The sequence below is a fragment of the Tsukamurella pseudospumae genome, from assembly GCF_001575195.1.
GTDB lineage: Bacteria > Actinomycetota > Actinomycetes > Mycobacteriales > Mycobacteriaceae > Tsukamurella > Tsukamurella pseudospumae.
Window position 1 is genome coordinate 819,611 of the sequence record NZ_LSRF01000001.1, and the last position, 21,725, is coordinate 841,335.

At 69.3% G+C, this 21,725-nt stretch carries 23 protein-coding genes; 10 read left to right on the forward strand and 13 right to left on the reverse strand.

Annotated features, from left to right (window positions below; genetic code table 11):
• Nucleotides 1-3 precede the first annotated feature (3 nt).
• From AXK60_RS03845 to AXK60_RS03855, 3 genes are read left to right on the forward strand one after another with little or no spacing between them, the layout of a single operon-like run.
• Nucleotides 4-1,566: an amidohydrolase gene (locus AXK60_RS03845; RefSeq protein ID WP_068569670.1), complete on the forward strand. Its 1,563-nt coding sequence runs from the start codon at nucleotides 4-6 to the stop codon at nucleotides 1,564-1,566.
• Nucleotides 1,563-3,098 (forward strand): apolipoprotein N-acyltransferase, encoded by a 1,536-nt coding sequence (lnt, locus tag AXK60_RS03850; protein ID WP_068569947.1) that lies wholly within the window; start codon nucleotides 1,563-1,565, stop codon nucleotides 3,096-3,098. Before AXK60_RS03845 ends, lnt begins: the two co-directional genes overlap by 4 nt.
• Nucleotides 3,095-3,853 carry a polyprenol monophosphomannose synthase gene (locus AXK60_RS03855; RefSeq protein WP_068569672.1) on the forward strand — a complete coding sequence of 253 codons (759 nt, stop codon included), beginning with the start codon at nucleotides 3,095-3,097 and terminating at the stop codon, nucleotides 3,851-3,853. Before lnt ends, AXK60_RS03855 begins: the two co-directional genes overlap by 4 nt.
• Nucleotides 3,854-3,940: 87 nt before the next feature.
• Here the strand turns inward: AXK60_RS03855 and AXK60_RS03860 are convergent, their stop codons facing one another.
• On the reverse strand, nucleotides 3,941-4,276 hold the full coding sequence (locus tag AXK60_RS03860; protein ID WP_068569673.1) for an RNA polymerase-binding protein RbpA: 336 nt from the start codon (nucleotides 4,274-4,276) through the stop codon (nucleotides 3,941-3,943).
• Between the two features lie 57 nt (nucleotides 4,277-4,333).
• Here AXK60_RS03860 and AXK60_RS03865 point away from each other — a divergent pair, with 57 nt between their 5' ends.
• From AXK60_RS03865 to AXK60_RS03880, 4 genes are read left to right on the forward strand one after another with little or no spacing between them, the layout of a single operon-like run.
• Complete coding sequence (locus AXK60_RS03865) at nucleotides 4,334-4,669, forward strand: hypothetical protein (RefSeq protein ID WP_068569675.1); 336 nt, start codon at nucleotides 4,334-4,336, stop codon at nucleotides 4,667-4,669.
• A 42-nt stretch (nucleotides 4,670-4,711) separates the two neighbouring features.
• Nucleotides 4,712-5,524, forward strand: coding sequence for a hypothetical protein (locus tag AXK60_RS03870; RefSeq protein ID WP_068569676.1), 813 nt, complete (start codon nucleotides 4,712-4,714; stop codon nucleotides 5,522-5,524).
• The gene (locus AXK60_RS27515) at nucleotides 5,506-6,126 is read left to right on the forward strand and encodes a CPBP family intramembrane glutamic endopeptidase (protein WP_231855334.1); all 621 of its coding nucleotides are present in this window, start codon (nucleotides 5,506-5,508) and stop codon (nucleotides 6,124-6,126) included. The genes AXK60_RS03870 and AXK60_RS27515 overlap by 19 nt, the downstream gene beginning before the upstream one ends.
• A 38-nt stretch (nucleotides 6,127-6,164) precedes the next feature.
• The gene (locus AXK60_RS03880) at nucleotides 6,165-6,809 is read left to right on the forward strand and encodes a L,D-transpeptidase (protein ID WP_068569680.1); all 645 of its coding nucleotides are present in this window, start codon (nucleotides 6,165-6,167) and stop codon (nucleotides 6,807-6,809) included.
• A 64-nt stretch (nucleotides 6,810-6,873) separates the two neighbouring features.
• On the opposite strand, the gene AXK60_RS03885 is transcribed toward AXK60_RS03880, so the two are convergent.
• Nucleotides 6,874-8,358 (reverse strand): flavin-containing monooxygenase, encoded by a 1,485-nt coding sequence (locus AXK60_RS03885; protein WP_068569682.1) that lies wholly within the window; start codon nucleotides 8,356-8,358, stop codon nucleotides 6,874-6,876.
• Between the two features lie 111 nt (nucleotides 8,359-8,469).
• Nucleotides 8,470-8,928 carry a Rieske (2Fe-2S) protein gene (locus AXK60_RS25415; protein ID WP_068743524.1) on the reverse strand — a complete coding sequence of 153 codons (459 nt, stop codon included), beginning with the start codon at nucleotides 8,926-8,928 and terminating at the stop codon, nucleotides 8,470-8,472.
• A gap of 26 nt (nucleotides 8,929-8,954) precedes the next feature.
• On the opposite strand from AXK60_RS25415, the gene AXK60_RS03895 reads away from it, so the two are divergent.
• Complete coding sequence (locus AXK60_RS03895; RefSeq protein WP_139057724.1) at nucleotides 8,955-9,440, forward strand: hypothetical protein; 486 nt, start codon at nucleotides 8,955-8,957, stop codon at nucleotides 9,438-9,440.
• Between the two features lie 13 nt (nucleotides 9,441-9,453).
• Here AXK60_RS03895 and AXK60_RS03900 read toward each other — a convergent pair whose 3' ends face one another.
• Together AXK60_RS03900 and AXK60_RS03905 are read right to left on the reverse strand one after the other, a co-directional pair.
• Complete coding sequence (locus AXK60_RS03900; protein WP_068569686.1) at nucleotides 9,454-9,972, reverse strand: gamma carbonic anhydrase family protein; 519 nt, start codon at nucleotides 9,970-9,972, stop codon at nucleotides 9,454-9,456.
• Between the two features lie 9 nt (nucleotides 9,973-9,981).
• The gene (locus tag AXK60_RS03905; protein ID WP_068569687.1) at nucleotides 9,982-10,704 is read right to left on the reverse strand and encodes a VIT1/CCC1 transporter family protein; all 723 of its coding nucleotides are present in this window, start codon (nucleotides 10,702-10,704) and stop codon (nucleotides 9,982-9,984) included.
• 27 nt (nucleotides 10,705-10,731) lie between these two features.
• On the opposite strand from AXK60_RS03905, the gene AXK60_RS03910 reads away from it, so the two are divergent.
• On the forward strand, nucleotides 10,732-11,889 hold the full coding sequence (locus AXK60_RS03910) for an iron-containing alcohol dehydrogenase (protein ID WP_068569689.1): 1,158 nt from the start codon (nucleotides 10,732-10,734) through the stop codon (nucleotides 11,887-11,889).
• Here AXK60_RS03910 and AXK60_RS25550 read toward each other — a convergent pair.
• The 4 genes from AXK60_RS25550 to AXK60_RS03930 form a co-directional block, all read right to left on the reverse strand.
• Nucleotides 11,886-13,352 carry a PE-PPE domain-containing protein gene (locus AXK60_RS25550; protein WP_082777768.1) on the reverse strand — a complete coding sequence of 489 codons (1,467 nt, stop codon included), beginning with the start codon at nucleotides 13,350-13,352 and terminating at the stop codon, nucleotides 11,886-11,888. The two genes, AXK60_RS03910 and AXK60_RS25550, sit on opposite strands and share 4 nt — an antisense overlap.
• A gap of 172 nt (nucleotides 13,353-13,524) precedes the next feature.
• Nucleotides 13,525-14,157, reverse strand: coding sequence for a DUF305 domain-containing protein (locus tag AXK60_RS03920; RefSeq protein WP_068569692.1), 633 nt, complete (start codon nucleotides 14,155-14,157; stop codon nucleotides 13,525-13,527).
• Nucleotides 14,158-14,240: 83 nt separating this feature from the next.
• Complete coding sequence (locus AXK60_RS03925; RefSeq protein WP_139057725.1) at nucleotides 14,241-14,648, reverse strand: DUF6153 family protein; 408 nt, start codon at nucleotides 14,646-14,648, stop codon at nucleotides 14,241-14,243.
• A 35-nt stretch (nucleotides 14,649-14,683) separates the two neighbouring features.
• Nucleotides 14,684-15,361, reverse strand: a complete 678-nt coding sequence (locus AXK60_RS03930; RefSeq protein ID WP_068569949.1) for a FadR/GntR family transcriptional regulator — start codon at nucleotides 15,359-15,361, stop codon at nucleotides 14,684-14,686.
• An 83-nt stretch (nucleotides 15,362-15,444) separates the two neighbouring features.
• On the opposite strand from AXK60_RS03930, the gene AXK60_RS03935 reads away from it, so the two are divergent.
• Nucleotides 15,445-16,683, forward strand: a complete 1,239-nt coding sequence (locus tag AXK60_RS03935; RefSeq protein WP_068569696.1) for an MFS transporter — start codon at nucleotides 15,445-15,447, stop codon at nucleotides 16,681-16,683.
• A 4-nt stretch (nucleotides 16,684-16,687) separates the two neighbouring features.
• On the opposite strand, the gene AXK60_RS03940 is transcribed toward AXK60_RS03935, so the two are convergent.
• From AXK60_RS03940 to AXK60_RS03955, 4 genes are all read right to left on the reverse strand, one after another.
• A complete protein-coding gene (locus AXK60_RS03940; RefSeq protein ID WP_068569698.1) occupies nucleotides 16,688-17,254 on the reverse strand; it encodes a vitamin K epoxide reductase family protein in 567 nt (188 codons plus the stop codon).
• A 70-nt stretch (nucleotides 17,255-17,324) separates the two neighbouring features.
• A complete protein-coding gene (locus tag AXK60_RS03945; protein ID WP_068569700.1) occupies nucleotides 17,325-19,691 on the reverse strand; it encodes an ATP-binding cassette domain-containing protein in 2,367 nt (788 codons plus the stop codon).
• Nucleotides 19,692-19,799: 108 nt separating this feature from the next.
• Nucleotides 19,800-20,780: a hypothetical protein gene (locus AXK60_RS26140; RefSeq protein WP_139057726.1), complete on the reverse strand. Its 981-nt coding sequence runs from the start codon at nucleotides 20,778-20,780 to the stop codon at nucleotides 19,800-19,802.
• A 471-nt stretch (nucleotides 20,781-21,251) separates the two neighbouring features.
• Nucleotides 21,252-21,665, reverse strand: coding sequence for a hypothetical protein (locus AXK60_RS03955; RefSeq protein ID WP_068569704.1), 414 nt, complete (start codon nucleotides 21,663-21,665; stop codon nucleotides 21,252-21,254).
• Nucleotides 21,666-21,725: the final 60 nt, after the last annotated feature.

Sequence of the window (21,725 nt, forward strand, 5' to 3'; positions counted from 1 at the left end):
TCCGTGACCACCGAACTGCTCGTCGGCGGGCGGATCTACACGCCCACGTCCACCTCGGCCACCGCGATCGCGGTGGAGAACGGCGTCATCACCTGGATCGGGGAGGACCGCGCCGCCCGCGCGCTGCACCCGGACCTGCCGGTCACCGCGCTCGACGGTGCCTTCGTCGCCCCCGCGTTCGTGGACACGCACGTCCATCTCACCGCCACGGGGCTCACATTGACCGGCCCCGACCTCGGCGGCGGCCACGACGCGGTCCGGACCGCGCTCGCCGCGGCCCCGGGCGACACGGTGATCGCCCGCGGCTGGGACGACACCGTCTGGGACCGGCCGCTGCAGCGCACCGACCTGGACGAGCACCGCGTGATCTACGCCGCCCGCGTCGACGAGCACTCCGCCCAGGCCAGCACCGCACTGCGGGCCCTCGTCCCGGGCCTGCCTGACCTCGAGGGCTACTCGTCCGACGGTCCGCTCACCGCCGCCGCGCACCACGCCGTCCGCGCCGCCGCGAGCGCCGCCCTCACCGACGCACAGATAACCGCGGCGCAGCGTGCGGCCCTCGACGCGGCCGCCGCCGCCGGGATCGCCGCCGTCCACGAGTGCGGCGGGCCGGACATCGCAGGGGAACGCGACTTCACCCTGGTCAGCGCCCTCGACCACGGGGTGCGCGTCCGCCGCTATTGGGGCGAGGCGGCCCGCGACGCCGACCACGCTCGCGCACTCATCTACCGCACCGGCGCCGACGGCCTGGCCGGCGACCTCTTCGTGGACGGCTCCCTCGGCAGCCGTACCGCGCTGCTGCACGCGCCGTACGCGGACGCACCGTCCAACGGCGTGGCGTACCTCGACCAGGAGACGGTGACCGCGCACGTCCTGGCCTGCACGGAGGCCAGGATCCAGGCCGGATTCCACGCCATCGGCGACGCCGCCGTCGCGCGGGTGGTCGCCGCGTTCGAGGCGGCGGTCAACGTGTTCGGCGGGCCGCGGGTCGCGTCGTGCGGGCACCGCGTCGAACACGCCGAGATGGTCTCGGCCGACGAGGCGCGCAAGCTCGGCGACTGGGGTGTGAACGCCTCGATGCAGCCGCAGTTCGATGCGCTCTGGGGCGGCGCGGACGGCATGTACGCGCGCCGGCTCGGCGTCGAGCGCGCCGCGTCCCTCAACGACTTCGCGCTGCTCGCCAAGAACGCGGTGCCGCTCGCGTTCTCGTCGGACTCTCCCGTCACCCCGCTCGACCCGTGGGGATCTCTCCGCGCCGCGACGCAGCACCATACCGCGGGGAGCGCCGTGAGCCCCCGTGCCGCCTTCGCCGCCGCCACCCGGGGGGCGTGGCGGGCCGGGGGAGTGCGCGACGGCGTGGCCGGCACCCTGGTCCCCGGCGCGCCGGCGACCTTCGCGGTCTGGGACGCCGACGAGCTGGTGGTGCGGGCACCGTCGGACGCCGTGCAACGCTGGTCGACGGACCCCCGCGCGGGCGTCGCGCCGCTGCCCGACCTCGCGCCGGGCGCCCGCCTGCCGCGGTGCCTGCGCACGGTGGTCGGCGGCCGGACGGTGTTCGCGGCGTGAGAGTCCTGCTCCGCGCGGGCGCGAGCCTCCTCGCCGGCGTCGCGCTGTTCTTCGCCTTCCCGCCCGCCGGGCTGTGGTGGCTCGCACCGCTCGGCGTCGCGACCCTGGTCGCCGTCCTCGCCACCCGCGAGCGGCCGACGCTGCGCGGCGGCTTCGGCTACGGCTTCCTCGCCGGCGTCGGCCTCTTCGTTCCCCTGCTCAAGTGGATCGACTCGATGGTCGGCGCCCTGCCCTGGATCGGGCTGGGCGTCGTCTGCGCCCTGTACTACGGCGCGTTCGGCCTCATCGCGACCCGCGTGGCGCGCGTCCCGGGCGGTCCCGTGTGGGTCGCCGCAGCGTTCTCCGTCACCGAGTGGGCTCGCGCATCCTTCCCGTTCGGGGGCTTCCCGTGGGGGCGGCTCGCGTTCAGCCAGGCCGACGGTCCGCTGCTCGCCCTCGCCCGGTACGTCGGGGCGCCGGGCCTGAGCTTCGCGGTCGCCCTGGTCGGCGCGTCCCTCGCCGCGGCGGGGATCGCCCTGGTGCGCAGGGCGGACCGTCGGGCGTACCTGCTGCCCGTGGCGGCCGTGGCCCTGACCGGCATCGCGACGGCGGCGGCCTGGCCGTTCGTGGGCGGACCGTCGGACGGGCGGACCGTGACCATAGCGGCGATCCAGGGGAACGTGCCCGAGCAGCGCTGGGACGTCGCGACCCAGCGCGAGGCCGTGCTGACCAACCATCTGACCGAGACGCACCGTCTGGCAACGGAGGTGCGGGAGGGCAGGCAGCAGCAGCCGGACGTGGTGATCTGGCCGGAGAACAGCTCCGACGTCTCGCCCGAGCGCGACCCCGCGGTCGCGGCACGGCTGGCCGCGGCGGCCGCCGACGTCCGCGCCCCGATCCTCGTCGGGACCGTCCACTACGACGGGACCGGCAAGTACTACAACAGCATGATCCTGATCGGCCCGAACGGCGCACTCGAACGGCACGACAAGGCGATCCTGCAGCCCTTCGGGGAGACCATGCCGATGCGCGGCTTCTTCCGGATGTTCAGCGACTACGTGGATCTGGCGAACGATTTCACGCCCGGCACCGGCACGGGTGTGGTGCACCCGAACGAGGTGCCGCTCGGCGTCGCGACCTGCTACGAGGTCGCCTTCGACCGGGCGCTGCGCGGATCGGTGCTGGGCGGCGCGCAGGTGCTGACGGTGCCCACGAACAACGCGACCTTCGGCCGTACGGGCATGACCTACCAACAGCTCGGCATGTCCCGGGTGCGGGCCGTCGAGCTGGACCGCGACGTCGTGGTCGCCGCGACGACGGGCGTCAGCGCGCTCGTCCGCCCCGACGGCGAGGTCGCGGCGCAGACCTCGATCTGGACGAACGCGCACCTCGTGGAGACGATCCGGCTGCGCGGCGGCCTCACCCCGGCCGCGCGGCTGGGGGATTGGGGCGAGGTGGTGCTGCTCCTGGTGGCCCTGTGCGGTATCGCGATCGCGATAAGGCACGATGGACTCCGATACACGCCCCTGAATCGGACCGAGGAATCTGCATGAGCGAGCCGTCAGCGCCGTCGTCGAAGACGCTGGTGATCATCCCCACGTACAACGAGCTGGAGAATCTGCCGCTCATCGTGGGCCGGCTGCACAAGGCGCAGCCCGAGGTCGACGTGCTCGTGGTCGACGACAACAGCCCCGACGGGACCGGCGACCTCGCCGACTCGCTGGCCGCCGAGGACCCGCGGATCCACGTCCTGCACCGCGCCGAGAAGAACGGTCTCGGCGGCGCGTACATCGCCGGATTCCGGTGGGCCCTCGAGCGCGACTACCGCGTGATCGTGGAGATGGACGCCGACGGTTCGCACGCCCCCGAGCAGTTGGAACGGCATCTCGCCGCGATCGACGCCGGGGCCGACCTGGTGATCGGTTCGCGGTACGTGCGCGGCGGCAAGACTGTGAACTGGCCGCTGTCGCGCCAATTGATCTCGCGCGGCGGCAATGTCTACAGCCAGGTGATCCTCGGCACCCGCATCCGGGACATCACCGGCGGCTACAAGGCCTTCCGCCGCGAGACGCTGGAGGGCCTCGGCCTGGACCAGGTCGAGTCGCTGGGCTACGGCTTCCAGATCGACCTCACCTGGCGCGCCGTGCAGGCGGGCTTCACCGTGGTCGAGGTACCCATCACCTTCACCGAGCGCGTCATCGGCGACTCGAAGATGAGCGGGTCGATCGTCAAGGAGGCCGCGACCCTGGTGCCGAAGTGGGGCTACCGGGCGCGCAAGCGCAAGATTGCGCGCCTACTGGGCAAGTAGCGCGCCTTCTAACTTGACAAGTAACACAAACGGGCGGCCCCGGATCACTCCGGGGCCGCCCGTTTCTCGTGCGATGGATCCCTGCGGCTACTTGCCGCGACGCGCCTTGAGCAGGTCCAGCCGCTCCTTGAGCAGCTCCTCCAGCTCACCCTCGGACCGCCGCTCCAGCAGCATGTCCCAGTGGGTGCGCGGCGGCTTCGCCTTCTTCTCCTCCGGCGCCACACCGTCGATCAGGGTGCCCTCGAGGCCGTTCTTGCACAGCCAGGTACCGGGGAGTTCCGCATCATCCGCGAACGGAACGTCGAACTCCTCACCGTTATCGGTGCGGTACCGCGCGATGCGGCGCGGAGCGAGGTCGTGGTCCCGATCCGTCTCATAGCTCACCGCACCCAGGCGGCTGCCCCGTAGAACTCGATCTGCCATGCTTCTCCCAACATCTGGCCTACGCCGAACATTCCCAGCCTACCGGAGTGAAGTCCTATGAGCACCTCCCGCCGCCGCAGGTCCGCGGCCTGCGCCTGGTGCGGCCGCGAGGTCGTCTCCGAGGGGCCGGGCCGGACCCGCAAGTACTGCCGCCGGTCGTGTCGGCAGCGCGCCTACGAGGCGCGCCTGACACTCGCCGGCACGGCGCTGCCCGAGGATTCCGTGGTGCTCACCGCGGACGAGGCGGAGGCGGTGGGGGAGCGTATGTTCGAGGTGAGATGCGCGGCGGAGGACGTGCGGACCGCGATCGCCGAGGGCGCCCCGATGGACGAACTGGCCGAGCTCGCGGACCGTCTCGTGGAAACCGCGCGCGCCGCGGAACGCCTGCGCTGACCGAGCACGGACGACACTTGCACGACGAACGAGAGGCAGTCGATGACCCCCGCCCGGATCCGGATCGCCGCGGTGATCGCGGCGGTGCTGCTCGCCGTCGGTGCCTGCTCCACGGACGCGGCCACGCCCGTCGTCTCCGTCCCACCGGCCCCGCCCGCACCCGGCGCCCTGCCCGCCGACTGGAGCGAATCCGCGGTCCAGGTGCCCGTCGACGCCGGTAGCGCCGTCTACGTCGCGCCCCGCTCGCCGGGACGGCTGCGCGCCGCCCTCATCCTCGCGGGGCCCGACAAGGCGGGTCAGGTGGCGGCCGAGGAATTGTCGGTCATGCTCGCCCAGCTCGGCGTCGCGTCCCTGCGGTTCGACGGTGCGCCGTCGGCCGTGCCGGACTACGCCCAACAGCTCGACCGCGCGGGCAAGGCCCTGTCCGCCCTGGCGGACAAGGCGGGCCTCGGCGACGACCGGCTGCTCGCCGTGGGACACGGCTCCGCAGCGCCGCTGGCGCTCGCGCTGGGATCGGGGAGGACGGGGCGCGGCGCAGTGCCGATCGGTCTGATCGAGCCCGTCCTGGGGAACCTGCCCGCCGGCGCGCCCGACCCGCTGCAGAGCGCGATGGCCCTGCCACCGCAGAAGCACAACATCATCTCCTGCTCCGACGCCGACATCGCGGTGGACTGCGGCGCCGTCCAGGACCTCGCCGACGTGATGACCGGGACGCACGCGAACTACGTGCGGCTGCGCGGTGTCAGCCACGCGCTGCAGGAGGACGCCTCGCGCGATCCCGCGAAGTACGGCTCGGACCTGCTCTTCTCGGCGGGCCTGTTCCAGTCGCTGGGCTCGTGGATCTCGATGCAGTGAGCGCCCGCGGGGCTGCGGTCCTGGCGGCCGGCGCCGCCGTCGCATGGTCCAACGCGGTTCTGCCGCGACTGGCGAGCAGGTACGGCTGGGACCGCGACGCGCGCTCCGCGGCCACGCTGGGGTTCTGCCTCGCGGACGCGGCGCTCGCCCGCTTCGTCGTCCCGACGGTGCCGGGCGTCGCCGTGGGTGTCGTCCTGGCCGGCGGCGGGCTCGCGTTGGTCGAGCCCGTGGCGAGGGAGGCACCGTCGAACCGGATGAAGTGGGCGTTCGTGGACATCCCGCTCGGCACCGCGCTGCCCGAGGAGCTCCTCTTCCGCGGCGCCCTGACGCCCGCTCTGGAGGCGGCGTTCGGGCGGCCGGCGGGTGTCATCGGCGGTCCGCTGACATTCGGACTGTGGCATGTCGGGGCCGCGCGGGCGGCGCACGACCCCGTATTTCCGACAATCGTCGTCACAACGGCATTCGGGGCGGTCCTGGACACCCTCGTCCGACGAACCCGCAGGTGGTGGCCTGGATTTGTGACCCACTGGGCGCTGAACGCGGGCGGTGTGATCCTCAGCTCCGGTTCAGGGATTTCTTCACCAGGGCGTAGGAACCCGTAGAATCGTGCGCAAGGCTTGATACCGCAGGAGGAACAACGATGACTGACCGCCACCTGGGCACCACCGGCGTCTCGCGCCGCGGGTTCGCCCGTCTCGGCGCCGGCGCCGCCGCAGCGCTCGTCGCGGCCACCGCTGCCACGGCTGCCGCGGGCGCGGCTCCCACGCCGTCGAAGCCGAAGCCGAAGCCGTCGGGCGATTCGACGAGCAGTGCGTCGACCACGGAGCCGGCCGCCGGGAACCCGGCACCGCCGGTCGCCACGAAGACCGGCTGGGTCGCGCTCGCGGACGACAACACCAAGCAGATCACCGTCTGGCACAACGGCGAGGTCGTCAAGACGATGCCCACGTCGATGGGTACCGACAAGCACCCCACGCCGAACGGCACGTACTACACGATGGAGAAGCTCCGCGACATGTACATGGACTCGTCCACGTACGGCGTCCCGGTCGATTCGCCGGAGGGCTACCGCACCTACGTGGAGTACGCCACGCGCATGTCCTGGAGCGGCATCTTCGTGCACGCCGCCCCGTGGTCGGTGAACCAGCAGGGCGTGTCCAACGCCAGCCACGGCTGCCTCAACGTGAGCACCGCCAACGGCAAGTACTTCTACGACAACTTCCCGATCGGCTCGCCGATCGTGGTGCGCAACACCGTGGGTGGCACCTACACCCCCGGCTCCTGAGCGTCCGTAAGACGAAAGAACCCGCCCCGGAAGCATCCGGGGCGGGTTCTTCGCGTTGCGGGGACTAGACGCCGGCCTTCGACGGTGCCGGGGTGGTGCCGAACTTCAGCTCGGGCGCATCGACCCGCGAGCGGCGGTAGTCGAGCGAGTCCAGCACGAAGTTGTGCCGGATCATCCACGGCTGCTCGGTGGCGGCCTTCGGCATCGCGTCGGGCGAGCGCTGCACGTAGCCGGAGCTGAGGTCGAGAGCGGGGTGCTCGGTGAGCACCTGACCGCCGACCTCGGGCTCGACGTGCGTGTAGCCCTTGGTGACCATGTGGCTGAGCAGACGCGCGATGCCACGGGCCGAGATGTCGGCGCGCAGCGTCCACGAGTTGTTCGTGTAGCCGATGATGAAGGCGAAGTTCGGCACGCCCTCGAGCATGTAGCCGCCGAACGCGAACTTGTCGTTGGGCTTGATCGGCGCCCCGTCGACATTGACCTCGACCCCGCCGAACGCGAGCAACTGCAGGCCGGTCGCCGTGATGACGATGTCCGCCTCGAGCTCGCGACCCGACGCCAGGCGGATGCCCTTCTCGGTGAAGGTGTCGATCGTGTCGGTGACGACCTCGGCTTTACCGTCGCGGATCGTCTTGAACAGATCGCCGTTCGGCACGACGCACAGGCGCTGGTCCCACGGCTCGTACTTGGGCTTGAAGTGCACGTCGACGTCGTAGCCCTCGGGCAGCAGGCTCTGGTTGAGCTTGCGCAGGAACTTGCGCGAGGTCTTCGGGAACGACCGAGCCAGCACGTACTGGCCCACGTTGATCACGGCGTTGACATTGCGCGTGATGTTGTGCGAGACGGCCGCGGGCAGCACCTTCGCGCCGAACATCGTCAGCGGGTCGGCGTTGGGGACCGGCAGCACGTAGGTGGGGGAGCGCTGCAGCATGGTGATGTGCTCGACGTCGTCGGCCATCGAGGGGATGAGGGTGATGGCCGTGGCGCCGGAGCCGATGACCACGACCTTCTTACCCTTGTAGTCCAGGTCCTCGGGCCAGTGCTGCGGGTGCACGACCTGGCCCTGGAAGGTGTCGATACCGGGGAAGGGCGGCTCGTAGCCGGCGTCGTAGTTGTAGTAGCCGGTGCAGGCGACGAGGAACCGCGACGTGTACACGACCTGCTCACCGTCGCGCTCGGCGGTGACGGTCCACAGGTCGGTGCGGGTGTCGAAGTCGACGGTGCCGACCTTGGTCTTGAAGCTGATGTTCTTGTCGATGCCGAACTTCGCGGCCGCCTCTTCGATGTACGCCTTGATCTCGGGGCCGCTCGCGAGGCGGTTGGTGCCCTTCCACGGGAGGAAGGGGTAGCTCAGGCTGAAGATGTCGGAGTCGGAGCGGATGCCCGGGTACTTGAACAGGTCCCAGGTGCCGCCCATCTCGGCGCGCTGCTCGAGGATCGCGTAGCTGAACTGCGGCACCTCGTTGGAGACGCGGTACGCCGTGTCGATGCCGGCGAGCCCGGCACCCACGATGAGCACGTCCTTGTAGATCGCCTCGGGATTGGCCACGGGAGCCACCTCGTTTCAGTCGTGACGGCCCCGTAGCGGCTGCCTACTGAGACCGAGTCAATAACGGTTGTCCGCAATGCTACCCCGCGGTAGCTTCACGGTCCAGATCTATCACCCGACCAGCAGTTGGTCGCCCTCGCGACGCACCGGGACCGCGGCGAGCGGGGAGGCCGCGGGGCCCCTCTCGACGGCACCCGTGGCACCGTCGAACCTGCTGCCGTGGGCCGGGCATTCCAGCGTGAGCCCCTCGCTCGCGGCGACCGTCGTGCCGCGGTGCGTGCAGGACGCGTCGAAGGCGACGAACTTCCCTGCGGTCGGCTGGGCCACGACATAGGGCTTGGGGCCCGCGATGACGACGGCGTTGCCCACCGGGACCTGATCGACGGCGACCTTGGCGGCTCCGCCGTTCCCTGCGCCGGTCGTGGTCCCCGGGGTCGAGCCCGACGAGGTGTCCCCGGAGTTCGACGACGTTCCACAGGCCACCGCGACGGGCAGGATCGCGATACCGGGGAGTGCCGCCAGGACGGCGCGCCTCGTGGGGCAGAAGCTTGGCTGAGTTGACTGCGTCACGGCGTCCACTCTGCCAGCATGACGACGTGCTCACAGAGATCGCGGGAATTCCCGCTCATCCACTGTTGGTCCACGGCGCCGTGGTCCTGCTCCCCCTGGCCGCGCTCGCGCTGCTCTTCGCCGCATGGTGGCCCGCCGCCCGTGCCCGACTGGGCGCCGGTCTGCCAGTGTTCGCCCTGGTCGCGGCAGGCGCCTGCTACCTCGCGAAGGAGTCGGGCGAGCAATTGGAGAAGCGGCCCTCCATGGAGGGGATGCGCTCCCAGATCGAGGAGCACTCCACGCAGGGCACGGCGACCTTCCTCTGGTCGCTGGGCCTGCTCGTGTTCGCGGTGCTGGTGTGGGCCGGATCCAGCTCGGTGGTCGCCGCACGGTTCTCGGGTGCGACGGTGCTGTCCTCCCGCGTCGGAGGGATCGTGCTCGGCGTGCTGTCGACGCTGGCGGTAGCTGCGTGCATCTGGGGCGTGGTCGCCGCGGGACACTCCGGCGCGACCATGGTGTGGGCGGGCGTGTAGCCGGCCCGGGCGCTCAGACCGCGCCGGTCTCGCGGGCGTGCGCCTTGGTCAGCTCGACGTAGGCGCCGCCGTTCGCGCTGATGCCGGCGCGCTCCGCGTCGCTGAGCTCCCGTCGGACCTTCGCGGGGACGCCCGCAACCATGGAGCCGGGCGGGATGTCCATCCCCTGCGGGACGAGCGCGTTCGCGGCGATGAGGCTGCCCGCTCCGATCACGGCGCCGTTGAGCACCGTCGCACCCATCCCGACGAGCACGTCGTCGCCGACCGTGCAGCCGTGCAGGACCGCGTTGTGGCCGATCGAGACCCGCTCGCCGACCGTCAGCGGGAGGCCCGGATCGGCGTGCATCACCACGCCGTCCTGCACGTTGCTGTCCCGGCCCACCGAGATCGTGGCCATGTCGCCGCGGATCACCGCGCTGTAGAACACCCCCACGCCATCGGCGAGCTCGACGTCGCCGATCACCGTGGCGGAGTCCGCGACCCACGCGGTCTCGGCGATGCGGGGCGAGAGCTGTCCGAAGCGAGCGATCACGAGGGCCTCCTAGGCGATTCCGGTGGTGCCGAGGAGCTTACCCACGGCGTACGTGACGGCCATCGCGATCAGCCCACCGACCACCACCCGGGCGGTCGCGCGGCGCACGTCGGCGTCGCCCAGGCGCGCGGAGACGTATCCGGTGAGCGCGAGACCCACGAGCACGGCCAAGACGATCACGAGGATCCGCTGCGTATGGACGAGTGAGGCGAGGATCGGGATCGCGGCACCCGCGCTGAACGAGATCGCGGACGAGACCGCCGCGGCGATCGGGCTGGTCAGGTTGTCCTCGTCGATCCCCAGTTCCGCGTCGAGGTGCGCCTGCAGCGGGTCGTACGCGGTCAGCTCTTCGGCGACGCGCCGCGCGGTGTCCGGCGAGAGTCCCTTGGCACGGTAGATCCCCTCGAGTTCGGCGAGCTCGTCGTCGGGCATCTCGCGGAGTTCCGTGCGCTCCTTGGCGATGAGCGCCACCTCCGTGTCGCGCTGCGTGCTCACGGAGACGTACTCACCGAGCGCCATGGACACGGCACCGGCGGTGAGCCCAGCGATGCCCGCGGTGAGGATCGCCGACGATTCCCCGGTCGCCGCGCCGACGCCGATGACGATGCCCGCGGTCGAGATCAGGCCGTCATTCGCACCGAGGACGCCCGCGCGGAGCCAGTTCAACCGGTCGCCGACGGCGTCGTGGTGCGGCTCGAACTCGTGTGTGCCTTCGCCGATCTGCTCAGCCATGAGAAGGAGTCTAGGTACGTTCATGGGATGACTACAGCGCAGATAGGACTTCCCCGCCGGCTCGCGGTCGGAGGTGGCGCTCTCGCCGACTCCGGCAGCCTGATCCGGGACCTCGGATTCTCGCGGCCCGTGGTGGTGACGGACGCCTTCCTGAGTGGTCAGGGCACCGTCGGGCGGTTGGTGTCGGCGCTCACGGACGCCGGATGCGCGGTGTCGGTCTTCGACGGGACGGTGCCGGACCCGACGACGGAGTCCCTCGCACCCGGCCTCGCCGTGGTCCGGGAGCACGACGCCGACTGCGTGATCGGCCTGGGCGGCGGCAGCCCGCTGGACACCGCGAAGGCGCTCGCCGTGCTGGCCGTCGGAGGCGGGACGATGCGCGACTACAAGGCGCCCACGGTCACCGTCGGGCCCGCCCTGCCGGTGATCGCGATCCCGACGACCGCCGGAAGCGGCAGCGAGGCCACACAGTTCAGTATCATCACCGACAGCGCCACCGACGAGAAGATGCTGTGCCCCGGCCCGGCTTTCCTGCCGATCGCGGCGATCGTCGACTACGAGCTCACGCTGTCGATGCCCGCGCGGCTCACCGCCGACACCGGCGTGGACGCCCTGACCCACGCGATCGAGGCGTACGTCAGCCGCAGGGCCAATCCGTTCGCCGATGGCTTCGCCCTCACCGCGATCTCGACGATCTCGCGGAACATCCGCGCCGTGTACGCCGACGGTGCCGACCGCGGCGCCCGCGAGGCCATGATGCTCGCGGCCACCCAGGCGGGCGTCGCGTTCTCCAACAGCTCGGTCGCGCTGGTGCACGGCATGAGCAGGCCGATCGGCGCGCACTTCCATGTGGCGCACGGTCTCTCGAACGCCATGCTGCTGCCCGCCGTGATGCGCTTCTCCGTGGGGTCGGCACCGTCGCGCTACGCCGATTGTGCCCGTGCCTACGGCCTGTCCGGCGACTCCGACGAAGCCGAAGCGTTCGCCCTCGTCGGGGCCATCGAGCAGCTCTGCGCCGACCTTGCGGTGCCCACGCCGCGGGCGTACGGCATCGATCGGGCGCGGTGGGACGAGCTGACACCGCTCATGGCCGAGCAGGCCCTGGCGTCGGGCTCCCCGGGCAACAACCCGCGGGTGCCCGACGCCGCCGAGATCGCCGAGCTCTACGGCGAGGTCTTCGGCTAAGCCGCGTCCGGGACCTCGGGGGCCGCAGCGGGTTCGACCGGATCGGCGGGGGAGGCCGGCGTCGGATCCGTACCCGACGGTGCCGTCTCCGCCGCCGGGGCCGTCGGGGCTTCTGGCGCTGTCGAGGCGTCCGGCGGATCCACGGGCTCGACCTCGTGGACAGGCGGCTCTGCGGGCGCCTCGTTCTGGGTCACCGGCAGCTGGTTCTCCTGCTGATCGTTCTGGACCTCGTTCTGACCCGGGTTCTGCTGGGGGAGCGGGTCGCTCTTCACCGGCTCAGCGACTACCAATCTCTGGTCGGACGGCGACGCATTCGCCGCCGGGCTGTCGTCATCGCCACCTAGATCGAGCATCTGGGTCAACGGAATGGTGCCGGGAGTGCCCTCGGCGTGCCGGGCCACCGAGTCGAGGCCGGATGCCTCTCGGTTCACCACGATCGGCGCGGAAAGTATCGGCAACAGACCAGCATCGCCGGGTTCCGGCACAGGAATCAGCGTGTTGAGCACGTGGTCGAACTGCAGCGGCACTGCGATCCCGTTCTGGCGCAGCATCCATCCCCATGGGTTCTCACCCTTGTCGATCGAGACCCACGTGGTCTGATCCTCGACCCACGTGCGCTTGACCGTCCCGTCTTTGTAGGTCTCGACGGTCACGGTGTTGCCGTTGCGAATCTCCGTATGCGTGTCGATCGGAGTCTCGGGCTTCGAGCCCGGCGTGAACGGTTCGCCCACGAGCGGAGAGTACGAACCGATGTTCTCCGCGGTGTAGACCGAGCCGTGCATCATGAAGCCTGGAACGAGGTACACCATCGCAGAAACTGGGTTGTGGCCCACCGCGCAAGCGACATCACCCTTCACGCAAATGCTGACCACGGTTGCCCCTGACGCTCCATCGTTGCGTACGGGTCCATTGCTGAGACCGGGAATACCTGCCGGGATCACACTCCACGCTCCGGAACGGACGAAACTGGGGCTGCCCTGTTCAATGAAGGTGAGCTTGGCGGATCCGTCTGCCGGACGGGGATGTTCCTTGCCGTATCGAATTACTGCCAGGCCGACCACGTCTGCGCCCTGCGAGATCGTGTAGACGACGACTTCCTCGTCCGGGTTCTGCTTAGCCGTATTGATTGCATCGACCGTGGCCGTTGCGCCGATGTCATTCGACTGCTGGTACGTGTGCTTGCCGTCGCTGCTGAGCGCGAATCCCGGATAGCCGACACCGAAGACAGCTGGGTACTGGACGAACACCGGAGACGGTCCGGTGTAGTCACCGCTGATCCGCTTCCACTGATCTTTCCCCGTGGGATCACTCGCTCCACCGACGACGATGATCGTTTTGGCTGCGACCTGCGCCAAGAATTCGGCGCCGCCGCCAGTGAGCGCGAGAGTTCCCGCGATTCCAGCTCCTGCAACTGCCAGAGCGAGTGGCCGGTTCTTACCCCGGGAATGCATCGACGTCATCATTGGCTCGCGTTTCTCGAAGCGGGGTATTCCCCCTCGACCTGTGCTGATTCTGCACCTGGATTATTCCGTGCAATCCCGGTTCGACCAATTCCGCGCGAACCCTCACCGCGCCAAACGCCCAGGTGGCCGCCGTCCGTACCCGGACAGCGGCCACCAGATTCCTCCGAACGGACTACAGCAGCTTCTCCATGCGCACGATCTCAGCCTGCTGACCGGCCTTGATCGCCTCGGCGATCTTCCGGTTCTCCGGGTTCACACCCTTGGCGATCTCGGCGTCGGCCATGGTGATCGCGCCCTTGTGGTGGGCGATCATCATCGTCAGCCACTCGCGGTCGAAGTCGGCGCCGCGCAGCGTCCCCAGCTTCTGCATCTGGTCCGCCGTCATCATCCCGTCCATGGTGTGCTCCATGGACGCGCTCGGCGCGGGCTTGCCCCACTGGGCGAGCAGCCTGGTGAAGGCGTCCATCTCGGGCTGCTGCGCCTGCTGGATCTCGGCCGCGAGCGCGACGACCTCGGGTCGCGTGCCCTTGCCCTCGACCATCTTGGCCATCTCGACGGCCTGCGCATGATGCGGGTACATCATCGTCGCGAACTCGACGTCTGAGTCGTTGAAGGTCGCGTTCGCCGCGACACTCGACGCCGCGGCCGACCCGCCGCCGTGACCGGCATGGGCCGCGGCGCCCGCCTGGGCGGAGCTCGACGGCGCGGCGTCCGACGAGGCGTCGGTGCCGCACGCGGCGAGAAGGGTCGCGCCGGTGGCGACTGTGGACAGGACGGTAGCGATGCGGATGCGGTTGGTGGTCATGGTGGTTCCTCGAATCTGCTCGGGTGATCGGTGTGATGGGTCGCGTCAGCGCGCCGCGGCGCGGGGCCGCGCGCGGGCGTCCATCAGACGCGGAGCAGGCAGAGTTGCGAGAGGTCGAGGACCGTCCACGGCGGGGGACCGCGCGCGACGGCGGCCCGGTCGGCCGGGCCGGTGTCCGGCGTACCGTCGGACAGGGGGAGGACGGCGACGAGGGAGGGCGCCCCGACGGACTTGTGCACCACGACGGTGCCGGCGCAGTCGTGCGCGTGGTGATCGTGGACGGCGTCGACGGACGGCTTCTCGACTGTCTGGTGATGGACGGACGGCCCGGCGACGGCAGCGACATCGGCAGGAGCATCGGGCGAGCCGTGCGACATGGCGGCCATGGCGGTGTGGCCCATCGGTATCACGCCCTGATGCATGAGAAGGACCGCGAAGCCGAGCACGACGGCGAAGGCCATCGCCGTCGTCCTACTCCGCATCGTCCGCACGCGGGCAGCATACCCCAGAGGGGTAGGGGTATGACTCAGCGCTCGCGGAGGCGGACCTCGGCGAGCAACTCGCGGGCGGCAGCGCGGGCCGCGGGCGCGTCCCCGGCGGCGACCGCATCGATGACCGCGATGTGCGCGCACTCGTACGAGGTCGCGGAGCCCACGGGGAACTCCTGCAGGTGCTCCTGGAGCACCGGCACGAGCGAGTCGTAGAACTCGAGATAGATCGCGTTGTGGCTGGCGGCGACCACGCCGCGGTGCATCGCGAGGTCCGCGACGATCGCCGCCCGCTCCGAGCCCGGGGCCACCTGATCGGGGGACCACATGCGGTTGCGCTCCTCGAGCAGACGACGCAACTCGACCACGTCGTCCTCGTCGCGGCGTTCCGCAGCCAACCCGGCCGCCGTCACCTCGAGGGCCTCGCGCAGCTCGAGCAGGTCCGTGTCGCGCGCCGCGGAGAAGTAGTCGCCCAGCGTCGAGGTGGCGCAGGCCGACAGCACGTAAGTGCCCGAACCCTGGCGCCGCTCCAGCATTCCCGCGTGGACCAGCGCCTGAACTGCCTCGCGCACGGTGTTGCGCGCAGTGCCCGTGAGCTCGCGAAGTTCGGTCTCGGTGGGTATGCGACCGCCCACGGGCCACCGTCCGCTGGCGATCTCGCCACGGAGCTGTTCTGTGACCTGGGCTATCAAGGTCTGCCTACGTACCGGTTGCATCACAGTCATCCTATCCGCACGGAAACCGCCTTGCCGTCATTGATCCATTCATCCTATGATTTCAGGGACCGTAAGGAGGGCGAATGACCAGCATCGCGACCGAGCCTCAGGAGGCCGAGCAGAGCATGGTGCGATCCGTGAAGCAGGGGCGACTGCTCGTACTGCTCGCGATCGTGCTGTTCGCGCTGACGCTCCGCACCGCCGTCACGTCGTTGACCCCGCTGCTCACGCAGATCAGCGAGGACCTGCACTTCGGCGCCACGGTCATCGGGGTCTTCGGCATGCTCCCGACCGCGATGTTCGCGGCCGCCGGCATCGTCACGCCGTTGCTCACCAACCGGATCGGTCTGGAGCGGACCACGCTGATCGCCGTGGTGGCGACGGCGATCGGCATCGGCGTCCGGTCCTTCGTCGGCGGCACCCTCGGCCTGCTGGGCTTCTCCTGCCTGGCCCTGCTGGGCATGGGCATCGGCAACGTCGTGCTACCGCCGCTGGTCAAGCGCTACTTCTCCGACAATGTCGCGGTGCTCAGCACCGCGTACCTGACCTTCGTCCAGCTCGGCACGATGGTTCCCGCGCTCACGGCGGTGCCGGTCGCCGACGCGTTCGGGTGGCGTGCGTCGCTCGCGATCTGGGCGATCATCCCGATCGCCGCGTTCCTGCCGTGGCTGGGCATCGTCCTCGCGCGGCGCGGCCACGACGTGCACGACGTCAGCGCCGAGCAGATCGCGGAGCCCCGGGGACGGATCTGGCGTTCCCCGCTGGCCTGGGGCGCGGCGGCGATGTTCGGCATGACCTCGCTGAGCACCTATTCGATGTTCACCTGGATCCCGACCATCCTGTCCGACTCGGGCGGCAGCGCCGCACTCGGCGGCAACATGGTCGCGCTGTTCTCGGGCGTCGGTTTCATCGCGACTCTGGTGATCCCCGGCCTGTGCGTGCGGATGGAGAACCCGTTCCCACTGGTCATCGCATTCCTCGGCTGCTTCGTGGTCGGCTTCCTCGGCCTGCTGCTCGCACCCATGACGCTGACCTGGCTGTGGGTGATCGCCGCTGGCCTCGGTCCGACGACCTTCCCGATGGCACTGACCCTCGTCAACCTGCGCACCCGCACCGGCGCCGGATCGGCGTCGCTGTCCGGGTTCATGCAGGGCGTGGGCTACCTCGCCGCCTGCGCCGGCCCGCTCGGCTTCGGCCTGCTGCACGAAGCCACGCACGGCTGGACGGCCCCGTTCGCGATGCTGTTCGGCTGCCTCGTGGTGCTCGGCCTGGGCGCCTACCAGGCCTGCAAGCCGCGCATGCTCGAGGACACGTGGAACTGACGGCTCAGAACTTGCTGCTCCAGTAGTCCCAGAACTCGACGGCGATCAGCGCGATGACCACGATGTACCAGAGCAGCACCAGGGCCGCGAGCAACTGACGGACCTGCTGGGTGGCCTTCGCGCCGAGCGCCGCGGCGACGGAGGTCGCCAGCACGATCGGCATGATCGTCCAGACGAGCATGCACCACAGGCACAGGGCGTGGATCTCGAACAGGCTCGAGTAGATCAGGAACACGATCAACGCGATGCCCGCAGTGGAGCCGAGCGCGAGCCCGGTCCAGAACCAGCGGGGGAGAGCCACGCCGCCGAGCGCGAGCACGCCGGCCACGATCACCACCGAGAACGACGCGATGCCGATCAGCGGGTTCGGGAATCCGAACAGCGAACCCTGCCACGAGTTCATCACCGAACCGCACGAGATCGTCGGGTCGATACTGCACCCGGGCTTGAAGTTCGGGTCCTCCAGGATCTTGATCTTGTCGATCGTCAGGGTCACCGAGGCCAGCAGGCCCAGCGCTCCGGTGACGAGCAGCAGGATGCCGGTGGTGCGACGGTTCTCAGTGATGGCCACGCACCGATCGTATGCGAACCCGCTGTGCGGTCGCTGTCAGCGGACCGTCGGCCCGGACCTTCCGGGACCGTCAGGCCCCGACGTACGCGGCGAGATGCTCCCCGGTCAGGGACGTCCGTCCCGCAACGAGATCCGACGGTGCGCCCTCGAACACGACCCGTCCGCCGTCGTGCCCGGCCCCGGGACCGATGTCGATGATCCAGTCGCCGTGGGCCATCACCGCCTGATGGTGCTCGATGACGATCACCGATTTGCCCGCGTCGACGAGGCGGTCGAGCAGGCCCAGGAGTTGTTCGACGTCGGCCAGATGCAGACCGGTGGTGGGCTCATCGAGGACGAGCACGCCGCCCTTGTCGCCCATGTGGGTGGCGAGCTTGAGCCGCTGGCGCTCACCGCCCGAGAGAGTCGTGAGGGGCTGACCGAGGCTGACGTACCCGAGACCGACATCGCTGAGATGTCCCAGGATCTTGTGCGCGGCGGGGATCTTCGCCTCGCCCTCGCCGAAGAAGCCGAGCGCCTCCGCGACGGGCATCGCCAGCACCTCGCTGATGTCCTTGCCGCCCAGGTGGTATTCGAGGACCGCCGCCTGGAAGCGCTTGCCCTCGCATTCCTCGCACGTGGTGGACGTGCCCGCCATGATCCCGAGATCCGTGTAGATCACCCCGGCGCCGTTGCACGCGGGGCAGGCTCCCTCGGAGTTCGCGCTGAACAGAGCGGGTTTGACGCCGTTCGCCTTCGCGAAGGCCTTGCGGATGTGGTCGAGCAGGCCGGTGTAGGTGGCGGGGTTGCTCCGCCGGCTGCCCTTGATCGGGGTCTGGTCGACGGTGACCACGCCCTCGCGCGGGCTGATCGAGCCGCGGATCAGCGAACTCTTCCCCGAACCCGCGACGCCGGTGATGACCACGAGCACGCCGAGCGGTACGTCGACGTCGACGTCGCGGAGGTTGTGCTCGGTCGCGCCGCGCACCTCGAGCACGCCCGACGGTGCCCGCACCGCGGCCTTGAGACGGGCGCGGTCGTCGAGGTGGCGTCCGGTGAGCGTGTCCGCCTTCCGCAGCCCCTCGACGGTGCCCTCGAAGACGATCTCGCCGCCGGCGGTGCCGGCACGGGGGCCGAGATCCACGACGTGATCCGCGATCGCGATGGCCTCGGGCTTGTGCTCGACGACGAGAACCGTGTTGCCCTTGTCCCGCAGGCGCAGCAGGAGGTCGTTCATACGGGCGATGTCGTGCGGATGGAGGCCGATGGTCGGCTCGTCGAAGACGTACGTGATGTCGGTGAGCGAACTGCCCAGGTGGCGGATCATCTTGGTGCGTTGCGCCTCGCCGCCCGACAGCGTGCCCGCGGGTCGATCGAGGGAGAGGTAGCCGAGCCCGATCTCGACGAAGGAGTCGAGGGTGAACTGCAGGTTCTCGAGGAGCGGCGCGACCGACGGCTCCTGCACGCCGCGGAGCCACCCGGCGAGCTCGTTGATCTGCATCGCGCAGCAGTCGGCGATCGACGCGCCGTTGATCTTCGAGGAGCGGGCCAGGTCGGACAACCGCGTACCGTCGCACTCCGGGCACACGGCGAAGGTCACGGCGCGCTCGACGAAGGCCCGCACGTGCGGCTGCATGGCGTCGACGTCCTTGGACAGGAAGGACTTCTGGATCTTGGGGATGATGCCCTCATAGGTGAGGTTGATCCCCTCGACCTTGATCTTGGTGGGCTCCTTGTAGAGCAGGTCGTTCAGCTCGCGCTTGGTGTACTTCGCGATGGGCTTGGCGGTGTCGAAGAAGCCGCTGCCGCGGTAGATCCGGCCCTGCCAGCCGTCCATGCTGTAGCCGGGAATGGTGAACGGGCCGTCGTCGAGCGATTTGGTGTCGTCGTAGAGGGCGGTGAGGTCGATGTCGCTGACATTCCCGCGCCCCTCGCACCGCGGGCACATCCCGCCGGTGATGCTGAAGCTGACCCGCTCCTTGACCTCGCGGCCGGCCTTGTCGTGCTTGACCGCGCCGGCACCGCTGACCGACGCGACGTTGAAGGAGTAGGCCTGCGGGGAGCCGATGTGCGGGGTCCCGAGGCGGCTGAACAGGATCCGGAGCATGGCGTTGGCGTCCGTCGCGGTGCCGACGGTCGAGCGCGGATCGGACCCGATGCGTTCCTGGCCCACGATGATCGCTGTGGTCAACCCGTCGAGGACGTCCACGTCCGGTCGCGCGAGCGTGGGCATGAATCCCTGCACGAAGGTGCTGTAGGTCTCGTTGATCATGCGCTGCGACTCGGCCGCGATCGTCCCGAACACGAGCGAGCTCTTGCCGGATCCCGAAACGCCGGTGAAGACGGTGAGCCTGCGCTTGGGCAGCTCGATGCTCACGTCCTTGAGATTGTTCTCGCGTGCACCGTGGACGCGGATCTTCTCGTGGGTGTCGGCGACGTGCGGGACGGGCTGCGACATGAACGCTCCTGATGACATCGTGGCGGCAACCGGACCAGAGTAACGAAGAAGTCGAGCACACCGCGGTGGCGTGCTCGACTTCGGAAGCGGACTGTGGGGGAGTACGACTCAGTTGTTGTACTGCGACAGCGAGACCTCGCCGGCCTTGTAGCGGTTACCCGGCGTCAGCGTGGCGCGGCCGAAGCCCTCGAGGTCCTCGAAGCCGCTCCAGTTGTCGTCACCGTCGGTGAGCCCGAACAGGTACACATCGGTGCCCAGCAGGTGCTGCACGCCGACGGTGTAGCCCTCGACATCGGTGACCAGCATCGGCATCCGATGCACGTCGACCATCAGGTCGTTGTCCTCGGGGTTGAACGAGATGAGCTTCTCGCCCGAGCTCGACAGCTGCCACTTGATCTTGTCGACGGGGCCGTCCTTCTCGGAGAAGTCCAGCAGCTCCGCCAGACGCAGCGAGCAATCGGCACTGTAGGTCGCGATCAGCGACGCGGTCTGACGCACGCGCCCCTCACGCTCGACCTTCTTGGCACGGACTTCCTCGTCGTGCTTGCGAACGAGTTCTTGGGCGCGCTTGAGGACGGACAGGTCTTCTTTGGTGATGGTGTCGGTCATGCGGTTAACAATAGCGTCATCCGCCCACCGATGGTTAATGTTTCTTCCCGGCGGCCGCGTGTCGGATCCGTCGCCCACCGACAGCCGGTGCCGCCCGCCACCGGCGTGCCGCACCCGCGATGCCGCTGCGTGCGCGAAACGCGAACCAGCTGAGGCGATCTGACGAAAATTGACCAGCGATCCGCGATGCACTGCACGCCTGGCGTTTTGGTCCGGCGCATGATCGCTCACGTCAATCAAATCAATCATGCGGGATATGGAATCTATGGCCATCTGGCGCGTATCGGAACGCGCGAGCGCCGGCATCGGGCGATCGAGATTCAATCCGACAAGGCTGAACTGGTCGGTGTCCGCCGACGAAACATCCGCGCGGTACGCCTGCGCCACCTCTACTTGACGATGCCGTCCCATCAGATCCTCCTCAATCACGACCCGCGAACCGGCGATTCCCACCACATCGATTCCGGGCAGTGCGGTCACACGCGTCACAAGAGTAGGAGAAGAATACTTGCGACTGCAATGATCGTTCGCAATGAAAAGTATTGGCGCCCGCGCTTGAGGGGGACGCCCGACCGAACAACCGGCCGCGGTCGGCGGGTCGAGCTCCGCGAGCTCGCATTGGCCAGGGTGAGCGGCGAGGCGGCACCCGGGAACGACCAGCCCAACGCCCGTATATACGTCACTGTGACGTATATACGGCCGTGCCGTGAGGATAAGAAGCAGGCGTGCACGTACGAAACGGGGCACGATGGCCGTCGCACACGACCGGGCGTGCGATCCGATCGCCGAGCACGGCACCGTCGAACGGGGATGCCGAAATGCCGCGGACCTCGAGTCATGGAAGCGGCACCGGCTCAGGCGCGGACGAGGCAATTGCAGCTCACCGCGACATCCGTACGACGACGTCCCGCCGGCGAACCGGATCGCGCTGGGTGCATCAATGCCGATAATCTACATTATGACATTACGCGTGGAAGTCGGCATGCCCCCACCGGGTCCGTTCCCCGTCACCGTGACTACACCGTCGGCCGTGTCGATCGAGATCACGTAGTCGTCGGGATCGACACGCGGTAGTTCCAGCGGCGGTCTCCCGTCGGACCAGGTGAAGACGCACGGGAGCGCCGGGAAGTCGCTCGACCCCATCCACGAGAACGTGGCCGGTCTCGGCGCCAACAACTCCCCCTCGACGGTGGGGATGGAGGTGGTGCCGCCGTCTCGGTAGCGCGTGGCCGGCCGCGCCTCGATCTCGCGCAGCGGCTCGCCCAGGCGTCCGAGGAAGACGCGGAAGTCGTAGAAGCCGCCGTCCCGACCGACGTACAGAACGGCCTCACCGTCCGTCCACAGGTACACGTGATGGTCGATCAACGATCCTCCTCCTTCGTGCCCAGATCCCACCCGACATCTGCGACCCGGCGCAGCGATGTC

Coding starts and splice junctions, on each gene's coding strand:
- AXK60_RS03855 (WP_068569672.1), top strand. CDS start 3,095: ATGAGCGAGCCGTCAGCGCCGTCGTCGAAGACGCTGGTGATCATCCCC.
- AXK60_RS03860 (WP_068569673.1), bottom strand. CDS start 4,276: ATGGCAGATCGAGTTCTACGGGGCAGCCGCCTGGGTGCGGTGAGCTAT.
- AXK60_RS03865 (WP_068569675.1), top strand. CDS start 4,334: ATGAGCACCTCCCGCCGCCGCAGGTCCGCGGCCTGCGCCTGGTGCGGC.
- AXK60_RS03870 (WP_068569676.1), top strand. CDS start 4,712: ATGACCCCCGCCCGGATCCGGATCGCCGCGGTGATCGCGGCGGTGCTG.
- AXK60_RS03880 (WP_068569680.1), top strand. CDS start 6,165: ATGACTGACCGCCACCTGGGCACCACCGGCGTCTCGCGCCGCGGGTTC.
- AXK60_RS03905 (WP_068569687.1), bottom strand. CDS start 10,704: ATGGCTGAGCAGATCGGCGAAGGCACACACGAGTTCGAGCCGCACCAC.
- AXK60_RS03910 (WP_068569689.1), top strand. CDS start 10,732: ATGACTACAGCGCAGATAGGACTTCCCCGCCGGCTCGCGGTCGGAGGT.
- AXK60_RS25550 (WP_082777768.1), bottom strand. CDS start 13,352: ATGATGACGTCGATGCATTCCCGGGGTAAGAACCGGCCACTCGCTCTG.
- AXK60_RS03920 (WP_068569692.1), bottom strand. CDS start 14,157: ATGACCACCAACCGCATCCGCATCGCTACCGTCCTGTCCACAGTCGCC.
- AXK60_RS03930 (WP_068569949.1), bottom strand. CDS start 15,361: ATGCAACCGGTACGTAGGCAGACCTTGATAGCCCAGGTCACAGAACAG.
- AXK60_RS03935 (WP_068569696.1), top strand. CDS start 15,445: ATGACCAGCATCGCGACCGAGCCTCAGGAGGCCGAGCAGAGCATGGTG.
- AXK60_RS03945 (WP_068569700.1), bottom strand. CDS start 19,691: ATGTCGCAGCCCGTCCCGCACGTCGCCGACACCCACGAGAAGATCCGC.